We start from the raw sequence: 21,388 nt of genomic DNA on the forward strand, positions 1-21,388 counted from the left end.
TGATGTGAGCACACCACCGGACCCCGAACTTCTCGCTGACCGCATCGGCGACATGCTCGCCTCGCTGCGCCGCGCGATGCGCAGCGGCCGGCAGATCGGCGAGCTACCGCCGCGGCACGAGGCGGCCCTCGCCTGGCTGCGCCGCAAGCGGCAGCTGACGACCGCTGAGCTCGCCCGGTTCGAGCAGATCACCCCGCAATCGATGGGTGCGGTCGTGGCCGACTTGGTGGAGAGGGGCTGGGTCGTCAAGTCCAAGGACCCGGAGGACGGCAGACGCGAGCTGCTCACACTGACGGACGCCGGCGCTGCCACCGTCAATCAGACCGACGAAGCCAGGCACGCCGATCTCGTGCGCCTGCTCGCCACCAAGCTCACCGCTGACGAGCGCGATCTGGTCGCCCGCGGCCTCACCCTGCTCATGAAGATCGAAGAGGAACAGAAGTGACCGAAACGGCAGCAGCCACCACCGGAACGGGCCGCTTCACCTGGCGCTTCGTCACCCCGGTGCTGATCGGGCCCGTGCTGAATCCGATCAACACGAGCATGATCGCCGTCGCGCTCGTGCCGATCAGCCACGACCTGCACGTCGCGACCTCGACCGTCGTGTGGCTCGTCGCCGGGCTCTACCTCGCGAGCGCGATCGCGCAGCCGACGATGGGCAAGCTCGCCGACGTCTTCGGCCCGAAGCGCGTCTACCTCGTCGGCCTCGTCGTGGTGCTCATCGCCGGCTTCCTGCCGAACATCTGGCACGACTTCTCGGCGGTGCTGATCTCGCGCATCCTGATCGGCATCGGCACCTCGGCCGCCTATCCGTCGGCGATGTCGCTGATCCGCGACCAGAGCACGCGCCTCGATCGGCAGACGCCGCCCGCTCTGCTCTCCGGCATCTCGATCGCCAGCCAGACGACGGCCGCCGTCGGGCCCGTGCTCGGTGGCCTGCTCATCAGCGTGTTCGGCTGGCAGTCGATCTTCCTCGTCAACATCCCGCTCGCGGCGATCGCACTCGTCACGGCGATCATCTGGGTCCCGTCCGACAAGACGCGGCCAGAGCGCACCGGCCCGAAACCCGCCCTGCGCGACATCGACCCGATCGGCATCGTGCTCTTCGCCGGCGCCCTGGCGTCGCTGCTCGTGTTCCTGCTCAACCTCAAGGTCGAGCTGATCTGGCTCGTCGGCGTGACGATCGTGCTGGTGGCGGCGCTGATCTGGTGGTCGCTGCGCAGCGAGCATCCGTTCATCGACATTCGCATGCTCCGCCGCAACGGCGCGCTCAGCCGCACCTACCTGCGCATGCTGCTCATCTACTTCGGCGCCTACTCGATGATGTACGGCTTCAGCCAGTGGGTGCAGGGCTCCGCGGGGTACTCGGCCGACCAGGCCGGATTCATCCAGCTGCCGACCGCCGTGCTCGCCGCCGCCACCTCGATCATGATCGCCAAGAACCAGCGCCTGCGCCTGCCGCTCGTGCTCTCTGGGGCGATCCCGTTCGTCGGCGGGGTGCTGCTCGTCTTCCTCACGGGTGCGAGCCCGCTCTGGCTGCTGCTTCTCGTCGCGGCGATCTTCGGTGTGCCGCAGGGGCTCGCCTCCGTCAGCAACCAGCAGGCGCTCTACCGCCAGGCGCCGGGTGCCCAGCTGGGCACCGCATCGGGGCTGTCCCGCACGGCGGTGTATCTCGGCTCGATCCTCTCGTCCGCCGCGATCGGCCTCGCGTTCCCGAGCGCGCCGACGGATTCCGGGCTGCACAGCCTCGGCATCGCGGTCGCCGTCGTGGTGGGGGCGGCCGCCGTGCTGGCCCTGATCGACCCGGCGCTGAAGTCCGCGGCGTCCGCGAAGTCAGAGCGTGTGGGTGACGGCCTGAAGACCCAGTGACGACAGCGCGACCAGCACCCACAGGCTGGCGCCGAGCGCGAGCGGCCGGAAGCCCGCCTGCCGAAGGACCCCGATGCGCGTTCCGAGGCCGATGCCCGCAAGCGCGACGGTGATCATGAAGCTGCCGAGTTCGCTGAGATACGGATGCCACGAGCCGGGGATCCCCCCGAGGGAGTCCACGACCACGGCGACGAGGAACCAGATCAAGAACAGCGGCACGACCCTGTTCCAGGAGACGCGCGCGGGGGTCTGAGCCGAGCCGTCGACCGCGGTGTCGCCCGCGACCGCGGCCCGGGCATCCTGTCGCCGCTTGTACAGCGCCAGCGCGATCGTGATCGGGATGATCATGAGCGTGCGCGTGAGCTTCACGACGATGCCGTAGGCGCCGGCCGCCGCGCTGAAGCTGAACGACGCCGCCACGACCGACGAGGTGTCGTTGATCGCCGTGCCCGCCCACAGGCCGAAGGAGTGGTCGCTCATGCCGAGCGCCCGCCCGATGAACGGGAACGTGACGACCGCGATCACATTGAAGGTGAAGATCGTGCCGATCGCGTAGGCGACGTCGGCCGATCTGGCGCGGATGACCGACTGCGTCGCCGCGATCGCCGACGCCCCGCAGATGCCGGTGCCCACGCCGATGAGCGTGCGCACATCGCCGTCGAGGCCGAGCGCCCGGCCGATCAGCCACGCGCCGAGCAGCGCGATCGCGAGCGTGCCGAGCATGACGGGCAGCGAGTGCCAGCCCGTCTGCAGCACCTGACGGATCGACAGACCGGTGCCGAAGACGACGACGGATGCCTGCAGCACGTACTTTCCCGACCAGCTCGCCCCGGCATCCGTCGCCGCACCCGGCTTCAGGAACGCGGCGATGATCGCGCCGATCACGATGCCGAAGACGGGCGCGCCGACCACCGGGAGCAGCTTGCCGAGGCCGGTCGCAACCAGGGCGATGCCCACGCAGAGGGCGAGTCCGGGTAGCCGCTTCTTCATCGCCGCCAGGCTACCGCCGCACACCGATGTCCGATTTCCGCCATCCGCAGGGCGCGCCAGCGCTCAAGATGGTGGGGTGAGCATCACTCCCGTTGACCCGTTCGACCCCGAGGTCGCCTACCGCGCGGCATCCGGTCGCGATCCGCGCTTCGACGGGCGGTTCTTCCTCGGCGTGACGACAACGGGCATCTACTGCCGGCCGTCCTGCCCCGCCCGCAAGCCGCTGCGCCGCAACGCCGTGTTCTTCCCGACGGCCGCGGCCGCGGTCGCTGCGGGGTTCCGCGCGTGCAAGCGGTGCCGGCCCGACGCGCTTCCCGGCTCGCGCCACTGGGACGCGAGCGGCGACCTCGCTGCCCGCGCCGTGCGCGCGATCCGCGACGGGGCCATCGATGAGCTGGGGGTCTCGGGCCTCGCGAGCAGGCTCTCGGTCTCGGAGCGCCACCTGCACCGCATCCTCGTGGCCGAGGTCGGCGCCTCGCCCGTGCAGCTCAATCGCACCCGCCGCGCCCAGACCGCGCGCACCCTGATCGAGCAGACGACGCTGCCTCTCGCCGACATCGCCTTCGCCGCGGGCTTCGGCAGCGTGCGCCAGTTCAACGACGTCATGCTCGCCGAGTACGGCACCTCGCCCTCCGCACTGCGGCGCCCGGCTTCCGCCCCCGCCCCGGCCGGCCGAGGAGCGGCGCAGCCGCGCGTTCCCGAGCCGGGCAGCGGCGCAGCCGCGTACCGAGACCGAGCCCGCGACGATGTCCCGAGCTCCGACGCGACCCCCACGATCGTGCTGCGCCTGCGCCACCGCGGCCTTTACGACGCGGCCGCCATGCGCGCCTTCCAGCGGGCACATGCCGTCACCGGCATGGATCTCGTCGCCGACGACGGGGCCTTCACCACCAGCATCCCCGCCCCGCACGGCCCGGCGCTCGCGACCGTCGATTGGGCGGCAGCAGGCGCAGAACACGTCACGGTGCGCATCCAGCCGGCCGACATCGCCGACCTCACGCTCATCGTCGCGAAGCTGCGCCGCTGGCTCGACCTCGACGCCGACCCGCAGCTCATCACCGAAGCACTCGGCCCCGATCCGGTCATCGGCCCGCTGATCGCGGCCCGGCCCGGCCTGCGCGTGCCCGGCTCGCTCGACGGCGCGACCACGGCCCTGCTCACCGTGATCGGCCAAGCCGTCTCGCTCAAGGCAGCCGCGGTGTTCGCCGGCCGGCTCGTCGGCGCATTCGGCACCCCGGTGGCCGGCTCTGCGCTGCGCGCGTTCCCGTCCCCGCGGACGGTGGCGGATGCCGGCGTCGAAGCACTGCGCGCGATCGGCCTCACCGGCGGCCGCGCCGCCGCCCTGCACCGCCTCGCCGAGGCGATCGCCGGCGGCCTTGAGCTGAGCCCCGCTGCCGATCGCGCCGAGACCCGCCGCGCGCTGCTCGCGCTGCCCGGCATCGGCCCCTGGACCGCCGACTACATCGCCCTGCGCGCCCTCGGCGACCCCGACTCCTTCGCTCCGGACGATCTGGTGCTGAAGAAGGCGGTCGGGGCGCGGAACGCGCGCGAGGCATCCGTCGTCTCCGCCGCGTGGTCGCCGTGGCGCAGCTACGCCGCGATGCACCTGTGGACGGCCTCCGCCTACCTTCCGTGATCCGCAGGACCCAGCGCCGCAGGACCCAGTGCTCGCGCAGCACCCGCGAGTAGCGTCGAAGGGGTGACCCGAACGCGCCGACGGATGCCTGCAGCGATGGCGGCCGCCCTCGCGGCGCTCGCCCTCGCGCTGTCGTCCGCGACACCGGCCGACGCGGCGGCTCGGGTCGCGGCGGCCACTCCCACGCCGACCCCCACCATCGACACGAAGCTCGCGGCGCCGCCGAACTGCCCCGACTACGAGTTCATCGGCGCCCGCGGCTCCGGCGAGGACAACGGCGTGCCGGCGAAGACGCGCTACACGACGGCGAACCCCACGCTCGGAATGGGCGGCCCGGTCTCGGACGTCTTCAAACGCGTCGCGGCGACGGCCGCCGCGAATGGCGTCACGATCACGCCGTACCCGGTGCCCTACCCCGCGATCGGAATCGACGTCATCGGCGGCGACGCGCTCGTCAGCGGTGATCTGGGCGGCTACACGAAGTCGGTCGAGCTGGGCGCCCACGCGGCGGCCGCAGAGCTGGACCGCCTCAGTCGCAGCTGCCCGCGGACGGGAGTCATCATCTCCGGCTACTCGCAGGGGGCGCAGGCGATGGTCGAGGCCGTGCTCTCGGCCACGCCGAGCGCGCGCAAGAGCATCGTCGCCGCGGTGTTCTTCGGGAACACCTACTTCGACTCGTCCGATGCCGCGGGCGACTACGGCAGCTTCGCGCCGGGCCTCGACGGCTACCTCGTGCACAGCGGGGCGAACGGCAGCAGCGATTGGGCCGGGGAATTCCACGGGGCTCCGATCTTCGACTACTGCCACGACGGCGACCCGATCTGCGGCCTGGTCGACGACCGAGAGATCGGCGGCAGGAACTACCCGGTGCGCGACTTCGCGCACATCGTCGAGGCCACGGGCGACGAGTCGGGCGACCCGAACATCCTCGTCAACCACACGACCTATCAGCGCGGCGACACCGCCAACGCGGCGCAGCAGCTGCGCGCCGTGCTCGGCCTGCCGCTGCTCGCCGCGGCCAAGCCGAAGGCCCACGTGACGGCGTCGTCCATGATCGAGGTCGGCAAGCTGTCGCGGTTCAGCGCGGCCGGCAGCCTCAGCGACCCCGCCGACCCGATCGTCAGCTACCGCTGGACCATCGACGGCTCCACGGATTCCGCGCGGCAGTTCACGACGACCGCGCCGAGCATGTCGACCATCTTCTTCACCCCGGGCCAGCACACGGTGTCGCTGCGCACCACGACGGCCTCCGGCACGCACGCCGTGGCCTCCGTCCATCCCGCCGTGCTGGCGGCAGCCGCCGCGACCCCCGCCGCCCCGAAGAAGATCACCGCCACCGCGGGCGACGGCGCGATCGCGCTGAGCTGGCCCGCCGTGACGGGCGCCGAGTTCTACGCGGTGACGGATGCCTCGGGCAAGCTCCTCACCGCGTTCACCCCGCTCGTCAGCGGGCAACAGACCGTGTCGTGGACCGATAGCGGCCTCAGCAACGGCAAGGGCCGCAGCTATCGCGTATATGCCGTGAACAGCATGGGCCGCAGCGCGCCTTCGAAGCAGACGGATGCCACTCCTCAGGCCGCGACCCAGCGCCCGGCCGCCGCGGCCGTGCGCCTGCCGACGCCCGCGACGACGCTCGTCGACCCCGAGCTCACCTGGGCGCTCGGACTCGGCCTGATTGTCGTCGTGCTGGGGTCCGCGCTGATCAGGACCCGGCCGAGCGCGCGCCGGCGAAGGCCTCGCCGGTGACATCCCAGCGGTGGTGCACGATGTCGTGCACGAAGTACTTCGCCAGCGACTCGACGGTGAAGCGCGAACCGTCCGTGCGCCGGCCGGTGCGTCCGAGGTCGGCATCGGGCACGAGCTCGAACGCCTCGGCGATCGCGCGGCCCGCCGCCGCGAGCTCGTGGGCGACCGTCGCGGAGGACTGCGCGCCGTAGTCCCGCTCCACCGCCGTGTCGTCCTGGTCCCAGTTCAAGAAGTCGGGGTCGACCAGCACGAGCATCAGGTTGAGGCGCGCATGCATCATGCGGAATACGTCGCGGGTGTGCGCCCCGTACTCGAGCTTCGACCAGGTGGACTCGTCGGGCCGCACCTCGATCGCGGGCTCCGCCAGCACCCGCTGCCACACCACGACGGCATCGCGGACCAGTCGCGGCACGTCCCGGTACGCGACGGCGTCGGGGGCGAAGCCGCATTCCGGGCAGGGGCGCTCGAGCACCCAGGTCCAGTTCTTCGTGTCAGGGGTGATCGGCATCAGGCCAGTATCGCAACCGCCGGCATCGCCACGGCACCCGCACCCGGCATCCCCGGCCCGATCAGTCCAGTCTCAGTAATCCGGCCCGATCGACCCGATCGCCTTCAGCGCGGGGTCGCCGGGCGCGGCCGCGGCGTTGCACCCGGTCTCGGAGGGCAGCACGGCGGCGAGCTGGTCGGCCGTCCACGGCAAGCCGATGGCCGGCTGCTTGTGGCCTGACGACGCCGAGGCCTTCGACCCGATCGACGCGAGCTGCAGGGCGACGAGCCGGGCGAAGTTCGCCCCCGGGGTCGAGCTGTTCACCATGACGACGACGGTCAGCCCCGATTTCGGGTCGCTGTACGCGGCGGTCGCGAATCCGGGAACGGCGCTCGCGTGCCCGATGAGCGGACCCATCTTCTCGACCCCCAGCCCGTACTGCGCCCAGGACGGCATCGAGTCCGACATGTTGACGGCCTTCTGCTGCTGCGCGGCGACCCCGGCAGGCAGCAGCGCCCCGGCGGCGACGGCATGCACGAGCGACGCCGTGTCGTCGAGAGTGCTGACCAGCCCGCCCGCCTGCTGCATGGCGGAGGGCGACAGCCCGGTGTCGTCGTCGAGCACCTTGCAGTTGGTCGCCCCCGTGACCGGGTCGCGGTCGGCCGCGTAGCCGGTGGGCGACGGGGACGGCAGCGAGGTGCCGGTCGGCAGAGTCGTGGTGTCGGCGATGCCGAGGGGGCCGGTCACGTACTTCTGGTAGAGCGTCTGCCAGTTCTGGTGGGTCGCGGTCTGCAGCGCGAGTCCGAGCAGCACGAAGCCGGCGTTCGAATACGACCACGTCTGCCCGGGCGCACCGACGCGCGCCTTCCCGAGGGCGCTGTTGATCAGCTCGACCGCGTCCCAGTTGCGCCCGGGGTTCGTCACCATCTGGGGGTTGAGGCTGCTCCAGTAGTCGGCGAAGCCCGAGGTGTTCTGGCACAGCCCCCCGAGCGTCAGCCCGTTGAGGCCGACCATGCGCGGCAGATACTTCGACACCTCGTCGTCGAGACCGACCTTCTTGTCGGCCACGAGCTTCAGCAGCACCGTGCAGGTCGCTTCCTTAGTGATCGAGCCGATGCGGAACGACGAGTCGACGTTCATGGGTGCAGCGCCCTTGTCGCGTGAGACGGTGCCGGAGGCGGCAGTCCAGGTGCCCGCCCACGGAGCCCACACGCCCGCGACGCCGCCGCTGCCGCCCGAGAGCTTGACGGCTTTGTCGAGGGCGGCCTGCAGCTGCTTGGCCGTCGCATCCGGCATCCGATCGCCGGCCTGCGCACCGATCGCCGTCACGGTCGCGCCGCCCGCGCCGCTGCTGCAGCCGGCGAGCAGAGCGCTCAGCGCAACCGCAACCGCGGCGAGCGCGCGTGTCGCGCGCCGCCCCCGAACGCCCCGAGGCGCCATGCACACCACCCCTTGTGACGCATCAGCCTGTCGCTCGAGTCTATGCGGGCGTCTTGAGCGAAAGACACGTCGAACGGATGCCTGCTGCGAGCGTTACGAAGCCGTGACAGCGACCCGCGGGGCGCGACTCTTCGCGAGCACAGCTCGCTCAGCGCGGACCGCGGCGACGACCCACAGGGTCGTCACCTCCTAGCGGTCCGCGCGGCCATGAATCTCTCCACGTCCTTGTCGACCCAGATGTCGGCGGGGCGCAGCGGCCGCGTCAGATAGAGCCCCTCGAGCGCGGTGATCCGGCTCAGCGCCACGTAGGTCTGACCGGGGCTGAACGCCCGCGCACCGAGGTCGACGATCGCCCGGTCGTAGGTCTTGCCCTGCGACTTGTGGATCGTCACCGCCCAGGCGAGCCGTAGCGGGAACTGCGAGAACTCGGCGACGACCTCTCTTTCGAGCTTCTTGTTCACGGGGTCGTAGCTGTACTTGTGCCGTTCCCAGGTGGCCGGCTCGACCTCGTAGCGCACCCCGTCGATCTCGACCTCGACGTTCGCGGTGATCTTCGTGACCGTGCCGATGGACCCGTTCACCCAGCGCACCTCGCCCTGCCCCTGGGTGTCGTTGCGCAGGAACATCACCTGCGCGCCGACCTTGAGCTCGAGCGCCTCGTCCGCCGGGTAGTTGCGGCCGCCGAAGTCGCCCGAGATCTCGGCCTTCGCGGTCTGCAGCCGCCCGGGCAGCCGCTTCAGCTGCGCCTGGTTGATGCGGTTCACCGAGTCGTTGCGGCTCGCGAGCGTGATGACGCCGTCGGCGGGTGCCGGCCGCGCGCCCATGCTGTTGAGCCGGTCGGCGATCTCCTTCGTGACCATGCCGTGCCGCACGGCATTGAGCATGTACTTGAACTCGGCCTCGTGCTGCCGGTGCACCTCTGAGAGCTCGACGATGCGCAACTCGGCGCCCTGCCACACCTTCGCGTCGAAGAACCACATCGAGCGGTAGGTGTCGGCGAAGTACTCGCGCTCCTCCTGGCTGCCGGGCACCGGTGCGAGCTGGTACGGGTCGCCGAACAGCACCACCTGCACCCCGCCGAACGGCTCTTTCCGCTTGCGCGCCTGACGCAGGCTGCGGTCGATCGCATCCATCAGGTCGGCGTTGACCATCGAGACCTCGTCGATGACCAGCGTGTCGATCGTGTTGAGCAGCTTCTTCAGCTCGTCGGACTGGTCGATCGCATGGTCGGCGATCACCCCGATCGGCAGCCGGAACAGCGAGTGGATCGTCTGCCCGCCCACGTTCAGTGCCGCGACCCCGGTGGGCGCGCTGATGACCAGCTGCTTGTCCGTGTTCCACGCCAGGTGGTTCAGCAGTGTCGACTTGCCCGTGCCGGCGCGCCCCGTCACGAACACGTGCTCGCGCGTCTTCTCGATCAGGTCGAAGACGGCCTGCTGTTCACGAGAGAGCTGGGGCACCGATACAGATTACGGCGACGGATGCCTCACCCCGTGCTCATCCACAGGGCACGCCGCTTCACGATTCAGCCCACAGGGCCTTCGGCACCGGCTAATTCCCGGGGATGCCGTCTCCGTTGACGTCCCCAGGCACAACCCCGTTCATCATCTGCTGATTCAGCAGGGTCGCGTTGCCTGGCTGCTGCCGCCTGCTCAGAAGTTGCTGCTGCATCAGCAGCAGCTGGCTCTGCAGCAACTGTGCTTTGGCGAGGTCACCATCGCGGGTCGCCTTCAGGACCTCGCCTGTCAGCTCGAGCATCGCCGCCTGATATGCCGCGATCTTCCTCCGGTCGCGGATCAGACGGTAGACGGTAAAGGCGATCCCGGCGAGCACGGCCAGCGCGACGACTGCGAAGACGACCGGGAACAGCAGATCGAAGCCGCTCGGCACCAGGGGATTGCTCGGGTCAGGCATCCGTCGCCCAGCCGTGCCTCAGACCCCGCCGGGGCCCATGCTCTGCGCGCCGTGCAGCTCCTGCAGCTGACCGCGCCGCGACTCGACGTCGTTAGCGACCGCGGCGTCGTCGGTCGGCACCGAGTAGACGCCTGACTCATGCCGCTTGCGCCCGCCGCGGCCCCTGATGAGCCCCGCGACGATGAGCCCGACGAGTGCAAGGCCGAAGACCCAGGCCAGAATCGCTGCGATCATGCTGTCCGCCAATCTCTTGGCCCAAGCATAGGATCGCGACTCAGCGGCGGGAAGAGTCCCGCTCCGCCATCCGCTGCAGCATCGCGTTGTACTCGGCGACGTCGGCATTGCCGGTGCGATCGGATGCCCGGTCCTTCCGCTTCGTCTCGCGGGCGTCGCTGCGGCTCCACTGCACGGCGACGACGATCGCGAGCACGAGCGTCGGGATCTCGCCGATGCTCCAGGCGATGCCGCCCGCCGTCAGCTGGTCCTGCATCGGCGTCGGCCCCCAGGTGCGGCCCATCGCCCCGAACCAGTCGGCGAGGAACAGCCCAGAGGCGGTCATGATCGTGAGCCCGAAGAAGGCGTGGAACACCATCGTGCCGAGCAGCAGCAGCAACCGGAACGGCCAGGCGAGCCGGAACGGCACGGGGTCGATGCCGATCAGAGACTGCACGAACAGATAGCCGGTGATGAGGAAGTGGGCGGTCATCCACTCGTGCCCGAGGTGGTTCTCGGTCGCCCAGCGGAACAGCGGCGAGTAGTAGAACACCCAGAGGCTGCCGGCGAACAGCAGCGCGGCGACGAACGGGTTGGCGAGGAAGCCGGCGACACGGCTGTGCACGACGAGCAGAATCCACTCGCGGCCGCCGCGCGAGGCATCCGTTCTCCTCTGGATCGCGCGCGCCGCCAGCGTGACGGGCGCGCCGGGGACGAGCAGCAGCGGAACGAGCATGGTCAGCACCATGTGCATCGCCATGTGCGCGGAGAACAGATAGTCGACGTAGACGGCGATTCCACCGCTCGTGATGTATGCCAGCACGAGCACGCCCGCGATCCAGCTGATGGTGCGCACGAGCGGCCAGCGGTCGCCGCGGCGGCGCAGCCGCAGCACGCCGGCGACGTAGAAGAAGATGCCGAACACACAGACCAGCAGCCAGATCGGATCGACGTTCGCCCCGAAGACCAGCTCGCGCAGCGTCTCGGGAGGCGGCAGCGGCTGCCCGGTGAGGATCTCGGCCGGGGTGGTGCCCGTCGCCACCTGCTGCACCGGGGTGACGGTGCGCGCGAGGGCGGCCGCGATGCCCGAGGCGAGGCCCATGAACGCGAGCTCGGTGGTGACCATGACCCAGAACGGCCCGCGGCCGGCGTTCGTGCGCAGGCGTTCGATCAGCCAGCGGCGCTGCAGCACGCCGAAGAGGCCGAGGATGACGAGCAGCGTGGCCTTCCCGATCACCAGCACGCCGTAGGAGGTGAGCAGGTTCGCCCAGGTGCCGACGCGCAGCTGCGCGTTGAGGAAGCCGCTGAACGCGACGACGATGAAGCAGATCAGAGCGAGGCTCGAGTAGCGCGCAAGCACGGTGGGCAGGCGATCGCCGCCGAGCGTGTTGCGGATCAGCACGAGGGTGAGCAGGCCGCCGATCCACACCGCCGCGCCGATGATGTGCAGCGCCAGCGAGGTGACCGCGAGATTGTGCCCGCTCGTGCCGGCCGCGTGCCCCTGCAGGGCGATCGGGATGAGCGAGCCGATCGCGAGCACCGTCACGAACGCGAGCGCGGTCTGCCCGCGCACCGCGAAGCACAGCACCGTCGTCGCGGCGGCGGCGAGCGTCGTGATGCCCCACGCCTGCCCGAGCGCGATCTGGGTGACGAACTGCAGGAACTGGTTGCTGAAGTCCTGGGTCGCGGCGAGTGGCGTGAAGGACGAGTCGCTGAACGACAGCACCGTGGTGAAGCCTGCCGCGACCGTCATGATGGCGGCGGATGCCGCGGCGAGGTCGACCGCCTTGTCGAACTCCGGCTTCGCGGGGCTCAATGCGAACAGCGCCAGCAACAGCGCGCCGATGACGCCGGCCGCCGAAAGGTCGACGACGAGCCGGGTGATCGGCAGCCCCCAGCGGGTGACCGCGCCCGGGTCGCTGAGCCCCAGCGGAGCGCTCGCGCCGCCGAAGGCGAGCGCCGCGATCACCGCGACGAGCGCCGCCACGACGAGAGCGACCGGCCCCGCGACGCGCTGCGCTCTGTTCACCGCACCAGCGTAGTTCGAGACACCTTTGAGCTTCCCGCGCCGGCGGCTGCGGCTGCCCCGAGGGGTGCGTTCGGGCTGCGCGCTCGCGGAAGCAGGCACCCAAAGTGCCCCCTCGGGGCAGTTCGGGCGCCTGGGAAGCCCCACCCCGGGGCACGAAAAAGGCGCCCACCCGCGGGTGAGCGCCTTCCTCGTGTGAAGCGGTCTTACTTGACGGCGGCCTTCAGCTTCGAGCCCGCGGTCAGCTTGACGCGCTTGCCGGCCGGGATCTTGATCTCGGCACCGGTCTGCGGGTTGCGGCCCGTGCGGGCGGCGGTGGTGGTGCTCTCCGCGGCGAGCCAGCCGGGGATCGTCACCTTGCCACCGGCGGCGACGGTCTTGGAGATCGTCGCGAAGAAAGCGTCGATGACGCCACCGACGACGGTCTGGCTCTGGCCGGTCTCACCGGCGACAGCGGCGACCAGCTCGGTCTTGTTCAGCGACTTGTCAGCCATGGGGTGTCCTCCTCGGACTACTGCTGCGTCAGCAGCGTGTGTTCAGTGATGAAACGGGTGGCTCATAGAGAGGCCCGTCTTCCGACCCCCTCCGGCCACGGCCAAAGTAGCATCACATCCGCGGAATCACGCGGAATTTCGGCGTGTTGCGGGGGTGAAAGGATGGGTTCATGGCCGCTGACGACACGAAGAAGCCCATTCTGACCACCCGCGGAAGCATCGCGATCACGAACGCGCGTCTCGTTCCTGTGGCATCCGACCCCGTCGAGAACGGCACGATCGTCGTCGTCGATGGGGTCATCCAGGCCCTCGGCGCCGCCGTCGAGGTGCCCTTGGGCATCGAGGTCATCGACGCAGGAGGCAAGGCCGTCTACCCCGGGTTCGTCGAGGCGCACGGCCACCTCGGCGTGCACGAGGAGGCCGAGGGCTGGGCCGGCAACGACACCAACGAGATGACCGACCCGAACGGCGCCGGGCTGCGCGCGATCGACGGCATCAACATCGAGGACGAGGGATTCCGCGACGCGCTCATCGGCGGCGTCACGAGCGCGGTCATCAAGCCGGGCTCCGGCAACCCGATCGGCGGCCAGACCGTCGCGATCAAGACCTGGGGCGGCCGCACGGTCGATGAGCAGGTGATCACGGATGCCGTGTCGGTGAAGTCGGCCCTCGGCGAGAACCCCAAGCGCGTGTACGGGGACAAGAAGCAGCTGCCCTCGACGCGCCTCGGTGTGGCATCCGTCATTCGCTCCGCCTTCGTCGACGCACAGAACTACCGCGCCAAGCGCGACGCGGCTGCCGCCAAGGGCGAGCCCTTCGACCGGGACCTCGCGAAGGAGACGCTCGTGCGCGTGCTCGAGGGCGAGCTCGCGTGGGACCAGCACACGCACCGCGCCGACGACATCGCGACGGCGCTGCGCCTGGCCGACGAGTTCGGCTACCGCCTCGTCGTGAACCACGGCACGGAGGGCGCGGAGCTCGCCGACGTGCTCGCCGAGCGCGACGTGCCGGTCATCTTCGGGCCGCTGTTCACGACGCGCTCGAAGGTCGAGCTGCGGAAGCGCGCGATCGCGAACCTCGGCCGCCTCGCCGCCGCCGGCGTGCGCGTGGCGATCACGACCGACCACCCCGTGGTGCCGATCAACTTCCTGATCCACCAGGCGTCGCTCGCCGTGAAGGAGGGCCTCGACCCGAAGACCGCCATCGAGGCGCTGACGGTCAACCCGGCGTCGTTCCTCGGACTGCGCGACCGCGTCGGCGCGCTCGAGCCCGGCCTCGACGGCGACCTCGTCATCTGGTCGGGCGATCCCCTCGACGTGAACTCCCGCGCCGAGCAGGTCTTCATCACCGGCACGCGGGTCTATTCATGGGATGCCGCGACCGGCGGCACCGTCGTGGAACGCTCCGCCCGCTTCGCCTCCTGAGCTGCCCTGCAACCGCGCTACACCTACGGATCCGCGCGCTTCCGGTAACGGTCGCGCGCTTCCGCAGCTGTAGCGCAGCCTCGCGTCCCAGCCGGGGTACGACGAAGGCCCCCTGGAGAACCAGGGGGCCTTCGGATGAGAACTGTGCTTACCAGCTCGACTTGGTGATGCCGGGCAGCTCGCCGTTGTGCGCCATGTCGCGGAAGCGGACACGCGAGATGCCGAACTTCGAGAGGACACCGCGGGGGCGGCCGTCGATCTGGTCGCGGTTGCGGAGGCGAACCGGCGACGCGTTGCGCGGCAGCTTCTGCAGGCCGACGCGGGCGGCCTCGCGCTCCTCATCGGTCGCGTTCGGGTTGACGAGCTGCTTCTTCAGCTCGGCGCGCTTCGCGGCGTAGCGGGCGACGATGACCTCGCGCTGCTTGTTGCGGGCGATCTTGCTCTTCTTAGCCATATTCCTTAGCGCTCCTCACGGAACTCGACGTGCTTGCGGATGATCGGGTCGTACTTCTTGAGCACGAGGCGGTCCGGGTCATTGCGGCGGTTCTTCTTGGTCACGTAGGTGTAACCGGTGCCGGCCGTCGAGCGGAGCTTGATGATCGGGCGGATGTCCTGCTGCTTGGCCATTAGATCTTCTCCCCACGGGCCAGGATGTCCTTGACGACGGCCTCGATGCCGCGGGCGTCGATCACCTTGATGCCCTTGGCGGACAGCGTCAGAGTGACGTTACGGCGAAGCGAAGGGACGTAGTACGTCTTCTTCTGGATGTTCGGGTCGAAACGACGCTTGTTGCGTCGGTGCGAGTGCGAAATAGAGTGACCGAAGCCGGGGGTGGCGCCGGTCACCTGGCACACTGCTGCCATGTGATTCCTCCATCACTACCGATGCCCCGGACGGGGCATCCCAAGATCTCTTGTCGGCACACACCAGTACCTCTTCGTTTCGAAAGGGGCTTGGTGGGTGCGAACCGGCTCGAGGAGTCCGAGCCAGACAAACGTCAAGTCTAACAGAGCCTGCGGGATGCCTTTACCACGCGCTCCGCCCTAGCGCGAGCACGACGCGCAGAGCCCGAACACGTCGACGACATGCTGCGGCTCGGTGAAGCCGTTGGCGCTCGCGACCCTCTGTGCCCACTCCTCGACGGGGTCGGCCGAGATCTCGACCGTCAGCCCGCAGTTGCGGCAGATCAGGTGGTGGTGGTGCCCCGTGGTCACGCAGGCGCGGTAGAGCGCCTCGCCGTCCGGCGACTGCAGCGAGTCGGCCTCGCCCTCCACCGCGAGCGAGGCGAGCGCGCGGTAGACGGTCGCGAGGCCGATCGGCGAGCCGCCGTCGCGCAGGGTCGAGTAGAGGCCCTGCGCGCTGACGAAGTCGTCCCGCTCGGACAGAGCCTCGCGCACGGCCTCACGCTGCCAGGTATTGCGCTTCGCGGTGGTCATGACAGCGCCCCCGCAGACAGGGCTGGCTCCGGCATCCGTCGCCCTGAGATGCCGCGCCGCGCGCGCGCCGCCCCGATCGCCCGGCACACGATGTAGATCGCGAACGAGATGGTCGTGACGTACGGGCTGATCGGCACCGAGCCGCCGAGGGCGAGCAGGATGCCGCCGACGACCGAGACCACTCCGAACACCACGCTGAGCACCGGCACCACGAGGGGCGAGGCCGAGACCCGCAGGGCGGCCGCGGCGGGTGTCACGAGAATCGACAGCACGAGCAGCGCGCCGACGATCTGCACCGAGACGGCGACGGTGAGCCCGAGCAGCAGCATGAACACGATGGAGAGCCCGCGCACGGGCACCCCGCGGGCCGCGGCGACGTCGGCATCGATCGAGGCGAAGGTGAGCGGGCGCCACACGATGCCGAGGCCGATGAGCACGATGACCGCGATCGCGAGCAGCCACCCGACCTGCGGGTCGTCGATGGCGACGATCTGCCCGGTGAGCAGCCCGAACTTGTTCGCGCTGCGGCCGGAGTAAATGGCGAGGCACAGGATGCCGAGGCCGAGGCCGAACGGCATGAGCACGGCGGTGATGCTGTTGCGCTCGCGTGCGCGTGCGCCGAGCGCGCCGATCAGCAGCGCGGCGACCAACGAGCCGACGATCGAGCCCTGCACGACCCCGATGCCGAGCAGCAGGCCGGCCGAGGCGCCGGCGAACGAGAGCTCGCTGATGCCGTGTACGGCGAACGCCATGTCGCGGCTCATCACGAAGACGCCGATGAGGCCGCCGATCAGCCCGAGCACGGCGCCCGCGATGATCGAGTTGCGCAGCAGCACGAGCAGCTGGCCGTAGTCGCTGAAGTCGAAGATCTGGCCCCAGACGCCTGAGTCGTGCAGCATCACAGCACCACCGCCTCGGTGTCCTCTGGATTGTGGTCGCAGACGTCCTCGTGGCCCGCGTCGTGATGCTCGTCGTGCGGGGCGTGGCCTGCATCGGGCGTGCCGACGACGATGATGCGGCCGCGGGCGCGGATCACATCGACCGGCGAGCCGTACAGCTCCGTGAGCACCTCGCTGCGCAGCACCTCGTCGGGGGCGCCGATGCGGAAGCGGCCGCCGGCGAGATAGAGCACCCGGTCGACGATCGGCAGCACGGGGTTCACATCGTGCGTGACGAACAGCACGCCGAAGCCGCGCTCGCGTCGGTGCCGGTCGATCAGTTCGCTCACGGCCCGCTGATTGGTGAGGTCGAGCGAGGCGAGCGGCTCGTCGGCGAGCAGCAGGACGGGGTCGGATGCCAGTGCCTGGCCAACCCGCAGACGCTGCTGCTCCCCCCCGGAGAGCGTCGAGACGGGCACCTCGGCGTAGTCCGTGGCGCCGACATCGGCCAGCAGCCGGTCGACGCGGGCGCGCTTCGAGCGGCTCGGCCAGAAGCCGAACGTGCCGCCGTCGATGCCGAGCCCAACGAGGTCGCGTGCACGCAGCGGCGTGCCCTCGTCGGCGAGCTTCTGCTGCGGCACGTAGCCGATGCGCGGATTCCCCGCGGTGACCGGCTCGCCGGCGACGAGCGCCTCGCCCGAGCTCAGCGGATGCTGCCCCAGGATCGTGCGCAGCAGACTCGTCTTGCCCGAGCCGTTCGCGCCGAGCACCGCGATGAACTCCCCAGGGGCGACATCGAGGTCGAGCCCCTGCCAGAGCGTGCGCCGGTCGAAGCGCAGCGTCGCACCGCGCAGGCTCAGCACCGGCTGCCGTGCCTGTGCGTCAGTCATCGAGCGCCGCCCCGATCGCCTCAAGGTTCGCGGTCATCCAGCCAATGTAGTTCGTGCCCGCGGGAAGCGTCTCGGTCACGGGGACGACGGCGACGTGGTTCCGCTTCGCGGCATCCAGCACGGCCTGGGTCTGCGCGCCCGTGGTCTGCTCGTTGTAGGCGAGCAGCTTGACCTGGCCGCTGCTGTAGAGATCCAGCGTCTGCTTCAAGACCGTCGGCGCGACGTCGGTGTCGTTCTCGATCGCCTCGCTGAACTTCTCGGGGGTGACGTTCTTCAGGCCGATCGCGTCGAGCATGTAGAGCGGCACCGGCTCGGTGATCGTCACCGCCGTGCCCGCGTGCTCGGACTTGAGGTGGGTCTCCGTCGCCTCGAGGCCGGCGAGCTTCGCGCCGAATGCGTCGGCGTTCGCGTGGAAGTCGGCGGCGTCCTTCGCGTCGGCCTTGGCGAAGGCATCCGCCAGCCGGTCCGCCACCTTCTGAACGGTCGGGAAGTCGTACCAGAGGTGCTCGTTGAACTCGCCGTCGCTCGGGTGCTGGTCGTAGCCCGAGATGTCGGCCGCGACGAGGGCGGTCGGGTGCTGCTTCGACGCCTTCACCATGGTGCCGATGAAGTCGTCGTAGCCGGCGCCGTTCGAGAGGACCACGTTGGCCTTCGAGATGGCGAGTTGATTGCGGGCGTCGGCCTGGTACTCGTGCGGATCTTTGTCGGGGTCGTCGATGATTGACGTGACCTTCACGTGGTCGCCCCCGATGGCGCTCGCGACCGAGCCCCACACGTCGGTCGACGCGACGACGTTGATCGTGCCGGACTTCGCCGGATCGGTGGCGCCGGATGCCCCGGCCGAGCACCCGGCAAGGGCGACGGCGGCTGCGGCGAGGGCGACGGAAGCGAGAAAGCGCGATCGGTTCACGCCCTCGACGTTACGCCTTATTGATAATGATTGTCAAAACCAAGAGTGCGCTGGCGCGCGTCTCACCGACCCTGCCGGAGCCCCGAAGTCACCGCCAGGACGCGCTCGATCGACTCCTCTTCTCCGATGGAGATGCGGATGCCCTCCTCGGCGAACGGCCGCACCGCGATGTCGGCGTCGAAGAAGGCGTCGGCCGCCTGCGTTGTGAGGCCGCCGGTCGGCAGCCACAGGAAGTTCCCCTGCGCGGAGGGAATGCTCCAGCCCTGCTCGATCAGGGCGCCGCGCAGGCGATCGCGGCGCGCGACGATCTCGGCAACACGCTCGTCGAGCAGCGGCTTGCGCTCGAGGCTCGCGAGAGCAGCCGCGAACCCCAGCTCGGTGACGGCGAAGGGGATCGCCGTGGCGCGCGCGGCGGCGAGCAGCCGCGCGGGGCCGATGGCGTATCCGACGCGCAGGCCGGCCAGCCCGTACGCCTTCGAGAAGGTGCGGGTGATGACGAGGTTCGGGTAGCGGCCGAGGTACGCCTCACCGTCGACGGCCAGCGGATCGGTGACGAACTCGCGGTACGCCTCGTCGAGGACGACGAGGACCTCTGCGGGCACGGCGGCCATGAACTTCTCGAACGCGGCAGCCGAGACCGCCGGCCCGGTGGGATTGTTCGGCGAGCACACGACGACGACCCGGGTGCGATCGGTGACCGCCGCGGCGAGCGCGTCGAGATCGTGCTCGAGCCCTGCGGTCAAGGGAACGTGCACGCTCGTGGCGCCCGTGACGGTGACGAACCCGGGGTATGCCTCGAAGGAACGCCAGGCGTAGACGATCTCGTCGCCGGGGGCCGCGGCCGCGAGGAAGAGCTGCTGCAGCAGCGACGAGGAGCCTGCGCCGACGATGACCTCGCTGAACTCGACGTCGAAGAGGTCGGCCAGCCGAGCGCGCAGCGCGACGGCGGCACCGTCGGGGTAGCGGTTGATCTCGACGTGAGCGGCCGCCGCCTCGAGCACACCGGGAAGCGCCGGGTACGGGTTCTCGTTGCTCGAGAGCTTGAATCCGTCGGGGGAGGGCGAGCGCCCCTGCGAGTAGGCCGTCAGAGCGGCGATCTCGGGGCGCAGGCGCACGTTCTCAGACACTCTTCAAAGGTAGCGGCGCACCTGCGAGACTTTCGCCATGCGATTCGTCGTCAAACTGCTGATCAACGCCTTCGCGCTCTGGCTGACCACGCTGATCGTCGCGGGGGTGCACGTGACCGCCTGGAAGGCAGGCTCGGGCTGGGCGCTGTTCTGGACGTACATCGTGCTCGCCCTCGTCTTCGGCATCGTGAACGGCATCGTCGGCACGGTCCTGCGGATCGTCGCCTTCCCCCTCTACATCCTGACGCTCGGGTTGTTCTCGCTGATCGTGAACGGCCTGCTCCTTCTGCTCGTCGGATGGATCAGCGAGCACTGGCTGCACTTCGGCCTCACCGTCGACGGATTCTGGTGGGGTGTGCTCGGAGCCCTCGTGCTCGCCATCATCAGCTGGATCGTGGGCCTCATCTTCCGCCCGCTGACCCGCCAGGACCGCCGGTAGCCGGAACACGCTCGCCGCGCCACATCGTCACCGTCGCCTTCTGCCCCCCGGTGAATTCCGTGAGCGTGGTGCGCGCGTTCACGAGGCGCGGATCGGTCGAGCGATCCATCTCGATCGCCGTCTTCGCATAGCCGGTCATCGCGTGAGCGGGCAGCCCGCCCGCGCCCGGACCCGCCGCGGGCGCCGCCTCTCTGACGAGCAGCCGGGGGTCCACGAGCGACCGCGGGCTGCCGCCGAGCGCCGGCACGGGATCGTCGGTGTGCTCGACGGCCACATCGAGCAGGCCTGGGGTGGTGCGCACGCCCGCCGTCGGCGAGCCGAAGGTGACGAGCATCGGCACGGGCGCGACGCCGCTCGTCGCAATCGCCGTGGCCACGATGCCGCCCTGAGAGTGGCCCACCGGAAGCACGGGCTCGCCGGGCTTCCAGCCGGCCTGCTCGAGCGCCTGCACCGCCGCCCGCGACGAACCGGCAGAACCACCCGCTACGCCGACGACATTGGACGTGTCGTCCCATGGCTCGCTCGAGGGCACGAGGCTCCAGTCGATCGTGCCGGCTGAGTACACCACCCAGTGACGCTCACCGCCCGCCAGCTCATATTTCTCTACGCGCACCTGGGGCTTCCCCGGCTTCCCCGCCGGAATGCGCGTCGCAAGATCCGTGAAGCCGTCGAACGCGGGCACCGCCTGCGGGGCTGACGCCTGCGTGACCGTCACCGGCGTCTCGTCGAGCACGCCGCCGGGGAGCGCCTGCACCATCAGCAGGAGCCCGGGCAGGCTCACCGAGTCCGCAAGCTCGCGCAGCGCCCTGACGAATTGCGGGTCGCCGGCGACGTTCGCACCGTGCCGCGCCGCGCTCGCCGCGAGCGCTGTCGCCGCGTCGTCGATGGCCGGCGCCGGGCCGGCGAGGTGGGCGAGCAGCTGGTCGCGCGCGAGCAGCGCTCGCTCGACCCAGCCGTAGGCCTCGGCTGCGGCGTCGAGCTCTCGGGCGAGCGCGTCCGCGTCTCGCGCGAGAGCTCGCATCTCCCGCGCGGCGATCGCGAGCAGCCACGCGGGCGGACCGGCTGGCGCCTGGGCCGCGTCGAGCACACCGTGGATCTGGCCGTACGCCTCGTCGGCGCGGTCGGCGAGCTCGATCAGGTCTCTCCGCGCCTCGAGCATCGCCTCGGTCTCGACAGCGACGCTGCCGCCGCCGGAGACCTCGATGCTCACAGCGCCGCCTCCGCCGCCGCGAGCGCAGCGTGCGCGGCCGCGACCCGGGCGCGCAGCTCGGCGAGGCGCAACCCGAAGGCCCAGCTGGCCGCACCCGACCACCCCGGCACGGCGGGCAGCAGCCGATACAGCAGCAGGCAATCGGCCTCGGCAGCGCGCAGGTGTGCGCGCACGGCCGCCCGCTCCGTCGCAGCCTCGTCGACGGACAACACAGACATCTTTCTTCCGCTCCGGCGCGGGCGGAAGACCAGCGTTGCAC

General features: G+C 70.2%; 24 protein-coding genes. 6 read left to right on the forward strand and 18 right to left on the reverse strand.

Going from position 1 to position 21,388, the window contains the following annotated elements; all coding sequences use genetic code 11:
• Nucleotides 1–4 precede the first annotated feature (4 nt).
• Nucleotides 5–445 (forward strand): MarR family winged helix-turn-helix transcriptional regulator, encoded by a 441-nt coding sequence (locus tag ABD708_RS02500; RefSeq protein WP_344751704.1) that lies wholly within the window; start codon nt 5–7, stop codon nt 443–445.
• Nucleotides 442–1,869, forward strand: a complete 1,428-nt coding sequence (locus tag ABD708_RS02505) for an MFS transporter (RefSeq protein ID WP_344751705.1) — start codon at nt 442–444, stop codon at nt 1,867–1,869. Before ABD708_RS02500 ends, ABD708_RS02505 begins: the two co-directional genes overlap by 4 nt.
• Here ABD708_RS02505 and ABD708_RS02510 read toward each other — a convergent pair.
• Complete coding sequence (locus tag ABD708_RS02510) at nt 1,834–2,859, reverse strand: YeiH family protein (protein WP_344751706.1); 1,026 nt, start codon at nt 2,857–2,859, stop codon at nt 1,834–1,836. The two genes, ABD708_RS02505 and ABD708_RS02510, sit on opposite strands and share 36 nt — an antisense overlap.
• A gap of 76 nt (nt 2,860–2,935) precedes the next feature.
• Here ABD708_RS02510 and ABD708_RS02515 point away from each other — a divergent pair, with 76 nt between their 5' ends.
• Complete coding sequence (locus ABD708_RS02515; protein WP_344751707.1) at nt 2,936–4,495, forward strand: DNA-3-methyladenine glycosylase 2 family protein; 1,560 nt, start codon at nt 2,936–2,938, stop codon at nt 4,493–4,495.
• 63 nt (nt 4,496–4,558) lie between these two features.
• Complete coding sequence (locus tag ABD708_RS02520; RefSeq protein ID WP_344751708.1) at nt 4,559–6,241, forward strand: cutinase family protein; 1,683 nt, start codon at nt 4,559–4,561, stop codon at nt 6,239–6,241.
• Here the strand turns inward: ABD708_RS02520 and ABD708_RS02525 are convergent.
• The 7 genes from ABD708_RS02525 to ABD708_RS02555 all read right to left on the reverse strand — a co-directional run bounded on the left by ABD708_RS02525 (nt 6,198) and on the right by ABD708_RS02555 (nt 12,815).
• Complete coding sequence (locus tag ABD708_RS02525) at nt 6,198–6,749, reverse strand: DinB family protein (protein ID WP_344751709.1); 552 nt, start codon at nt 6,747–6,749, stop codon at nt 6,198–6,200. The genes ABD708_RS02520 and ABD708_RS02525 overlap by 44 nt on opposite strands.
• A 72-nt stretch (nt 6,750–6,821) precedes the next feature.
• The gene (locus ABD708_RS02530) at nt 6,822–8,168 is read right to left on the reverse strand and encodes a serine hydrolase domain-containing protein (RefSeq protein ID WP_344751710.1); all 1,347 of its coding nucleotides are present in this window, start codon (nt 8,166–8,168) and stop codon (nt 6,822–6,824) included.
• Nucleotides 8,169–8,350: 182 nt separating this feature from the next.
• Nucleotides 8,351–9,628 (reverse strand): ATP-dependent DNA helicase, encoded by a 1,278-nt coding sequence (locus ABD708_RS02535; protein ID WP_344751711.1) that lies wholly within the window; start codon nt 9,626–9,628, stop codon nt 8,351–8,353.
• A 91-nt stretch (nt 9,629–9,719) separates the two neighbouring features.
• Nucleotides 9,720–10,058: a hypothetical protein gene (locus tag ABD708_RS02540; RefSeq protein WP_344751712.1), complete on the reverse strand. Its 339-nt coding sequence runs from the start codon at nt 10,056–10,058 to the stop codon at nt 9,720–9,722.
• Nucleotides 10,059–10,100: 42 nt separating this feature from the next.
• On the reverse strand, nt 10,101–10,316 hold the full coding sequence (locus ABD708_RS02545; protein WP_344751713.1) for a hypothetical protein: 216 nt from the start codon (nt 10,314–10,316) through the stop codon (nt 10,101–10,103).
• A 40-nt stretch (nt 10,317–10,356) separates the two neighbouring features.
• The gene (locus ABD708_RS02550; protein ID WP_344751714.1) at nt 10,357–12,324 is read right to left on the reverse strand and encodes a bifunctional copper resistance protein CopD/cytochrome c oxidase assembly protein; all 1,968 of its coding nucleotides are present in this window, start codon (nt 12,322–12,324) and stop codon (nt 10,357–10,359) included.
• A 203-nt stretch (nt 12,325–12,527) separates the two neighbouring features.
• The gene (locus tag ABD708_RS02555) at nt 12,528–12,815 is read right to left on the reverse strand and encodes an HU family DNA-binding protein (RefSeq protein ID WP_344751715.1); all 288 of its coding nucleotides are present in this window, start codon (nt 12,813–12,815) and stop codon (nt 12,528–12,530) included.
• A gap of 170 nt (nt 12,816–12,985) precedes the next feature.
• Here ABD708_RS02555 and ABD708_RS02560 point away from each other — a divergent pair, with 170 nt between their 5' ends.
• Complete coding sequence (locus tag ABD708_RS02560) at nt 12,986–14,239, forward strand: amidohydrolase (protein ID WP_344751716.1); 1,254 nt, start codon at nt 12,986–12,988, stop codon at nt 14,237–14,239.
• Nucleotides 14,240–14,387: 148 nt separating this feature from the next.
• Here ABD708_RS02560 and rpsN read toward each other — a convergent pair whose 3' ends face one another.
• From rpsN to ABD708_RS02600, 8 genes are all read right to left on the reverse strand, one after another.
• Nucleotides 14,388–14,693: a 30S ribosomal protein S14 gene (gene rpsN, locus ABD708_RS02565; RefSeq protein WP_344751717.1), complete on the reverse strand. Its 306-nt coding sequence runs from the start codon at nt 14,691–14,693 to the stop codon at nt 14,388–14,390.
• A gap of 5 nt (nt 14,694–14,698) precedes the next feature.
• Complete coding sequence (rpmG, locus tag ABD708_RS02570) at nt 14,699–14,866, reverse strand: 50S ribosomal protein L33 (protein ID WP_022881958.1); 168 nt, start codon at nt 14,864–14,866, stop codon at nt 14,699–14,701.
• Nucleotides 14,866–15,102: a 50S ribosomal protein L28 gene (rpmB, locus tag ABD708_RS02575; RefSeq protein WP_344751718.1), complete on the reverse strand. Its 237-nt coding sequence runs from the start codon at nt 15,100–15,102 to the stop codon at nt 14,866–14,868. Before rpmB ends, rpmG begins: the two co-directional genes overlap by 1 nt.
• A gap of 180 nt (nt 15,103–15,282) precedes the next feature.
• The gene (locus ABD708_RS02580) at nt 15,283–15,675 is read right to left on the reverse strand and encodes a Fur family transcriptional regulator (protein ID WP_344751719.1); all 393 of its coding nucleotides are present in this window, start codon (nt 15,673–15,675) and stop codon (nt 15,283–15,285) included.
• A complete protein-coding gene (locus tag ABD708_RS02585) occupies nt 15,672–16,574 on the reverse strand; it encodes a metal ABC transporter permease (protein WP_344751720.1) in 903 nt (300 codons plus the stop codon). Before ABD708_RS02585 ends, ABD708_RS02580 begins: the two co-directional genes overlap by 4 nt.
• Nucleotides 16,574–17,443: a metal ABC transporter ATP-binding protein gene (locus ABD708_RS02590; protein ID WP_344751721.1), complete on the reverse strand. Its 870-nt coding sequence runs from the start codon at nt 17,441–17,443 to the stop codon at nt 16,574–16,576. Before ABD708_RS02590 ends, ABD708_RS02585 begins: the two co-directional genes overlap by 1 nt.
• The gene (locus ABD708_RS02595) at nt 17,436–18,353 is read right to left on the reverse strand and encodes a metal ABC transporter solute-binding protein, Zn/Mn family (RefSeq protein WP_344751722.1); all 918 of its coding nucleotides are present in this window, start codon (nt 18,351–18,353) and stop codon (nt 17,436–17,438) included. Before ABD708_RS02595 ends, ABD708_RS02590 begins: the two co-directional genes overlap by 8 nt.
• A 62-nt stretch (nt 18,354–18,415) precedes the next feature.
• Nucleotides 18,416–19,480, reverse strand: a complete 1,065-nt coding sequence (locus ABD708_RS02600) for a histidinol-phosphate transaminase (protein ID WP_344751723.1) — start codon at nt 19,478–19,480, stop codon at nt 18,416–18,418.
• 37 nt (nt 19,481–19,517) lie between these two features.
• Between ABD708_RS02600 and ABD708_RS02605 the strand changes: the two genes are divergently transcribed.
• Nucleotides 19,518–19,919, forward strand: a complete 402-nt coding sequence (locus ABD708_RS02605) for a phage holin family protein (RefSeq protein ID WP_344751724.1) — start codon at nt 19,518–19,520, stop codon at nt 19,917–19,919.
• Here ABD708_RS02605 and ABD708_RS02610 read toward each other — a convergent pair.
• Together ABD708_RS02610 and ABD708_RS02615 are read right to left on the reverse strand one after the other, a co-directional pair.
• Nucleotides 19,882–21,129 (reverse strand): hypothetical protein, encoded by a 1,248-nt coding sequence (locus tag ABD708_RS02610; RefSeq protein ID WP_344751725.1) that lies wholly within the window; start codon nt 21,127–21,129, stop codon nt 19,882–19,884. The genes ABD708_RS02605 and ABD708_RS02610 overlap by 38 nt on opposite strands.
• A complete protein-coding gene (locus tag ABD708_RS02615; protein ID WP_344751726.1) occupies nt 21,126–21,347 on the reverse strand; it encodes a hypothetical protein in 222 nt (73 codons plus the stop codon). Before ABD708_RS02615 ends, ABD708_RS02610 begins: the two co-directional genes overlap by 4 nt.
• Nucleotides 21,348–21,388: the final 41 nt, after the last annotated feature.

This window comes from Gryllotalpicola koreensis (genome assembly GCF_039538185.1).
GTDB classification, from domain to species: domain Bacteria; phylum Actinomycetota; class Actinomycetes; order Actinomycetales; family Microbacteriaceae; genus Gryllotalpicola; species Gryllotalpicola koreensis.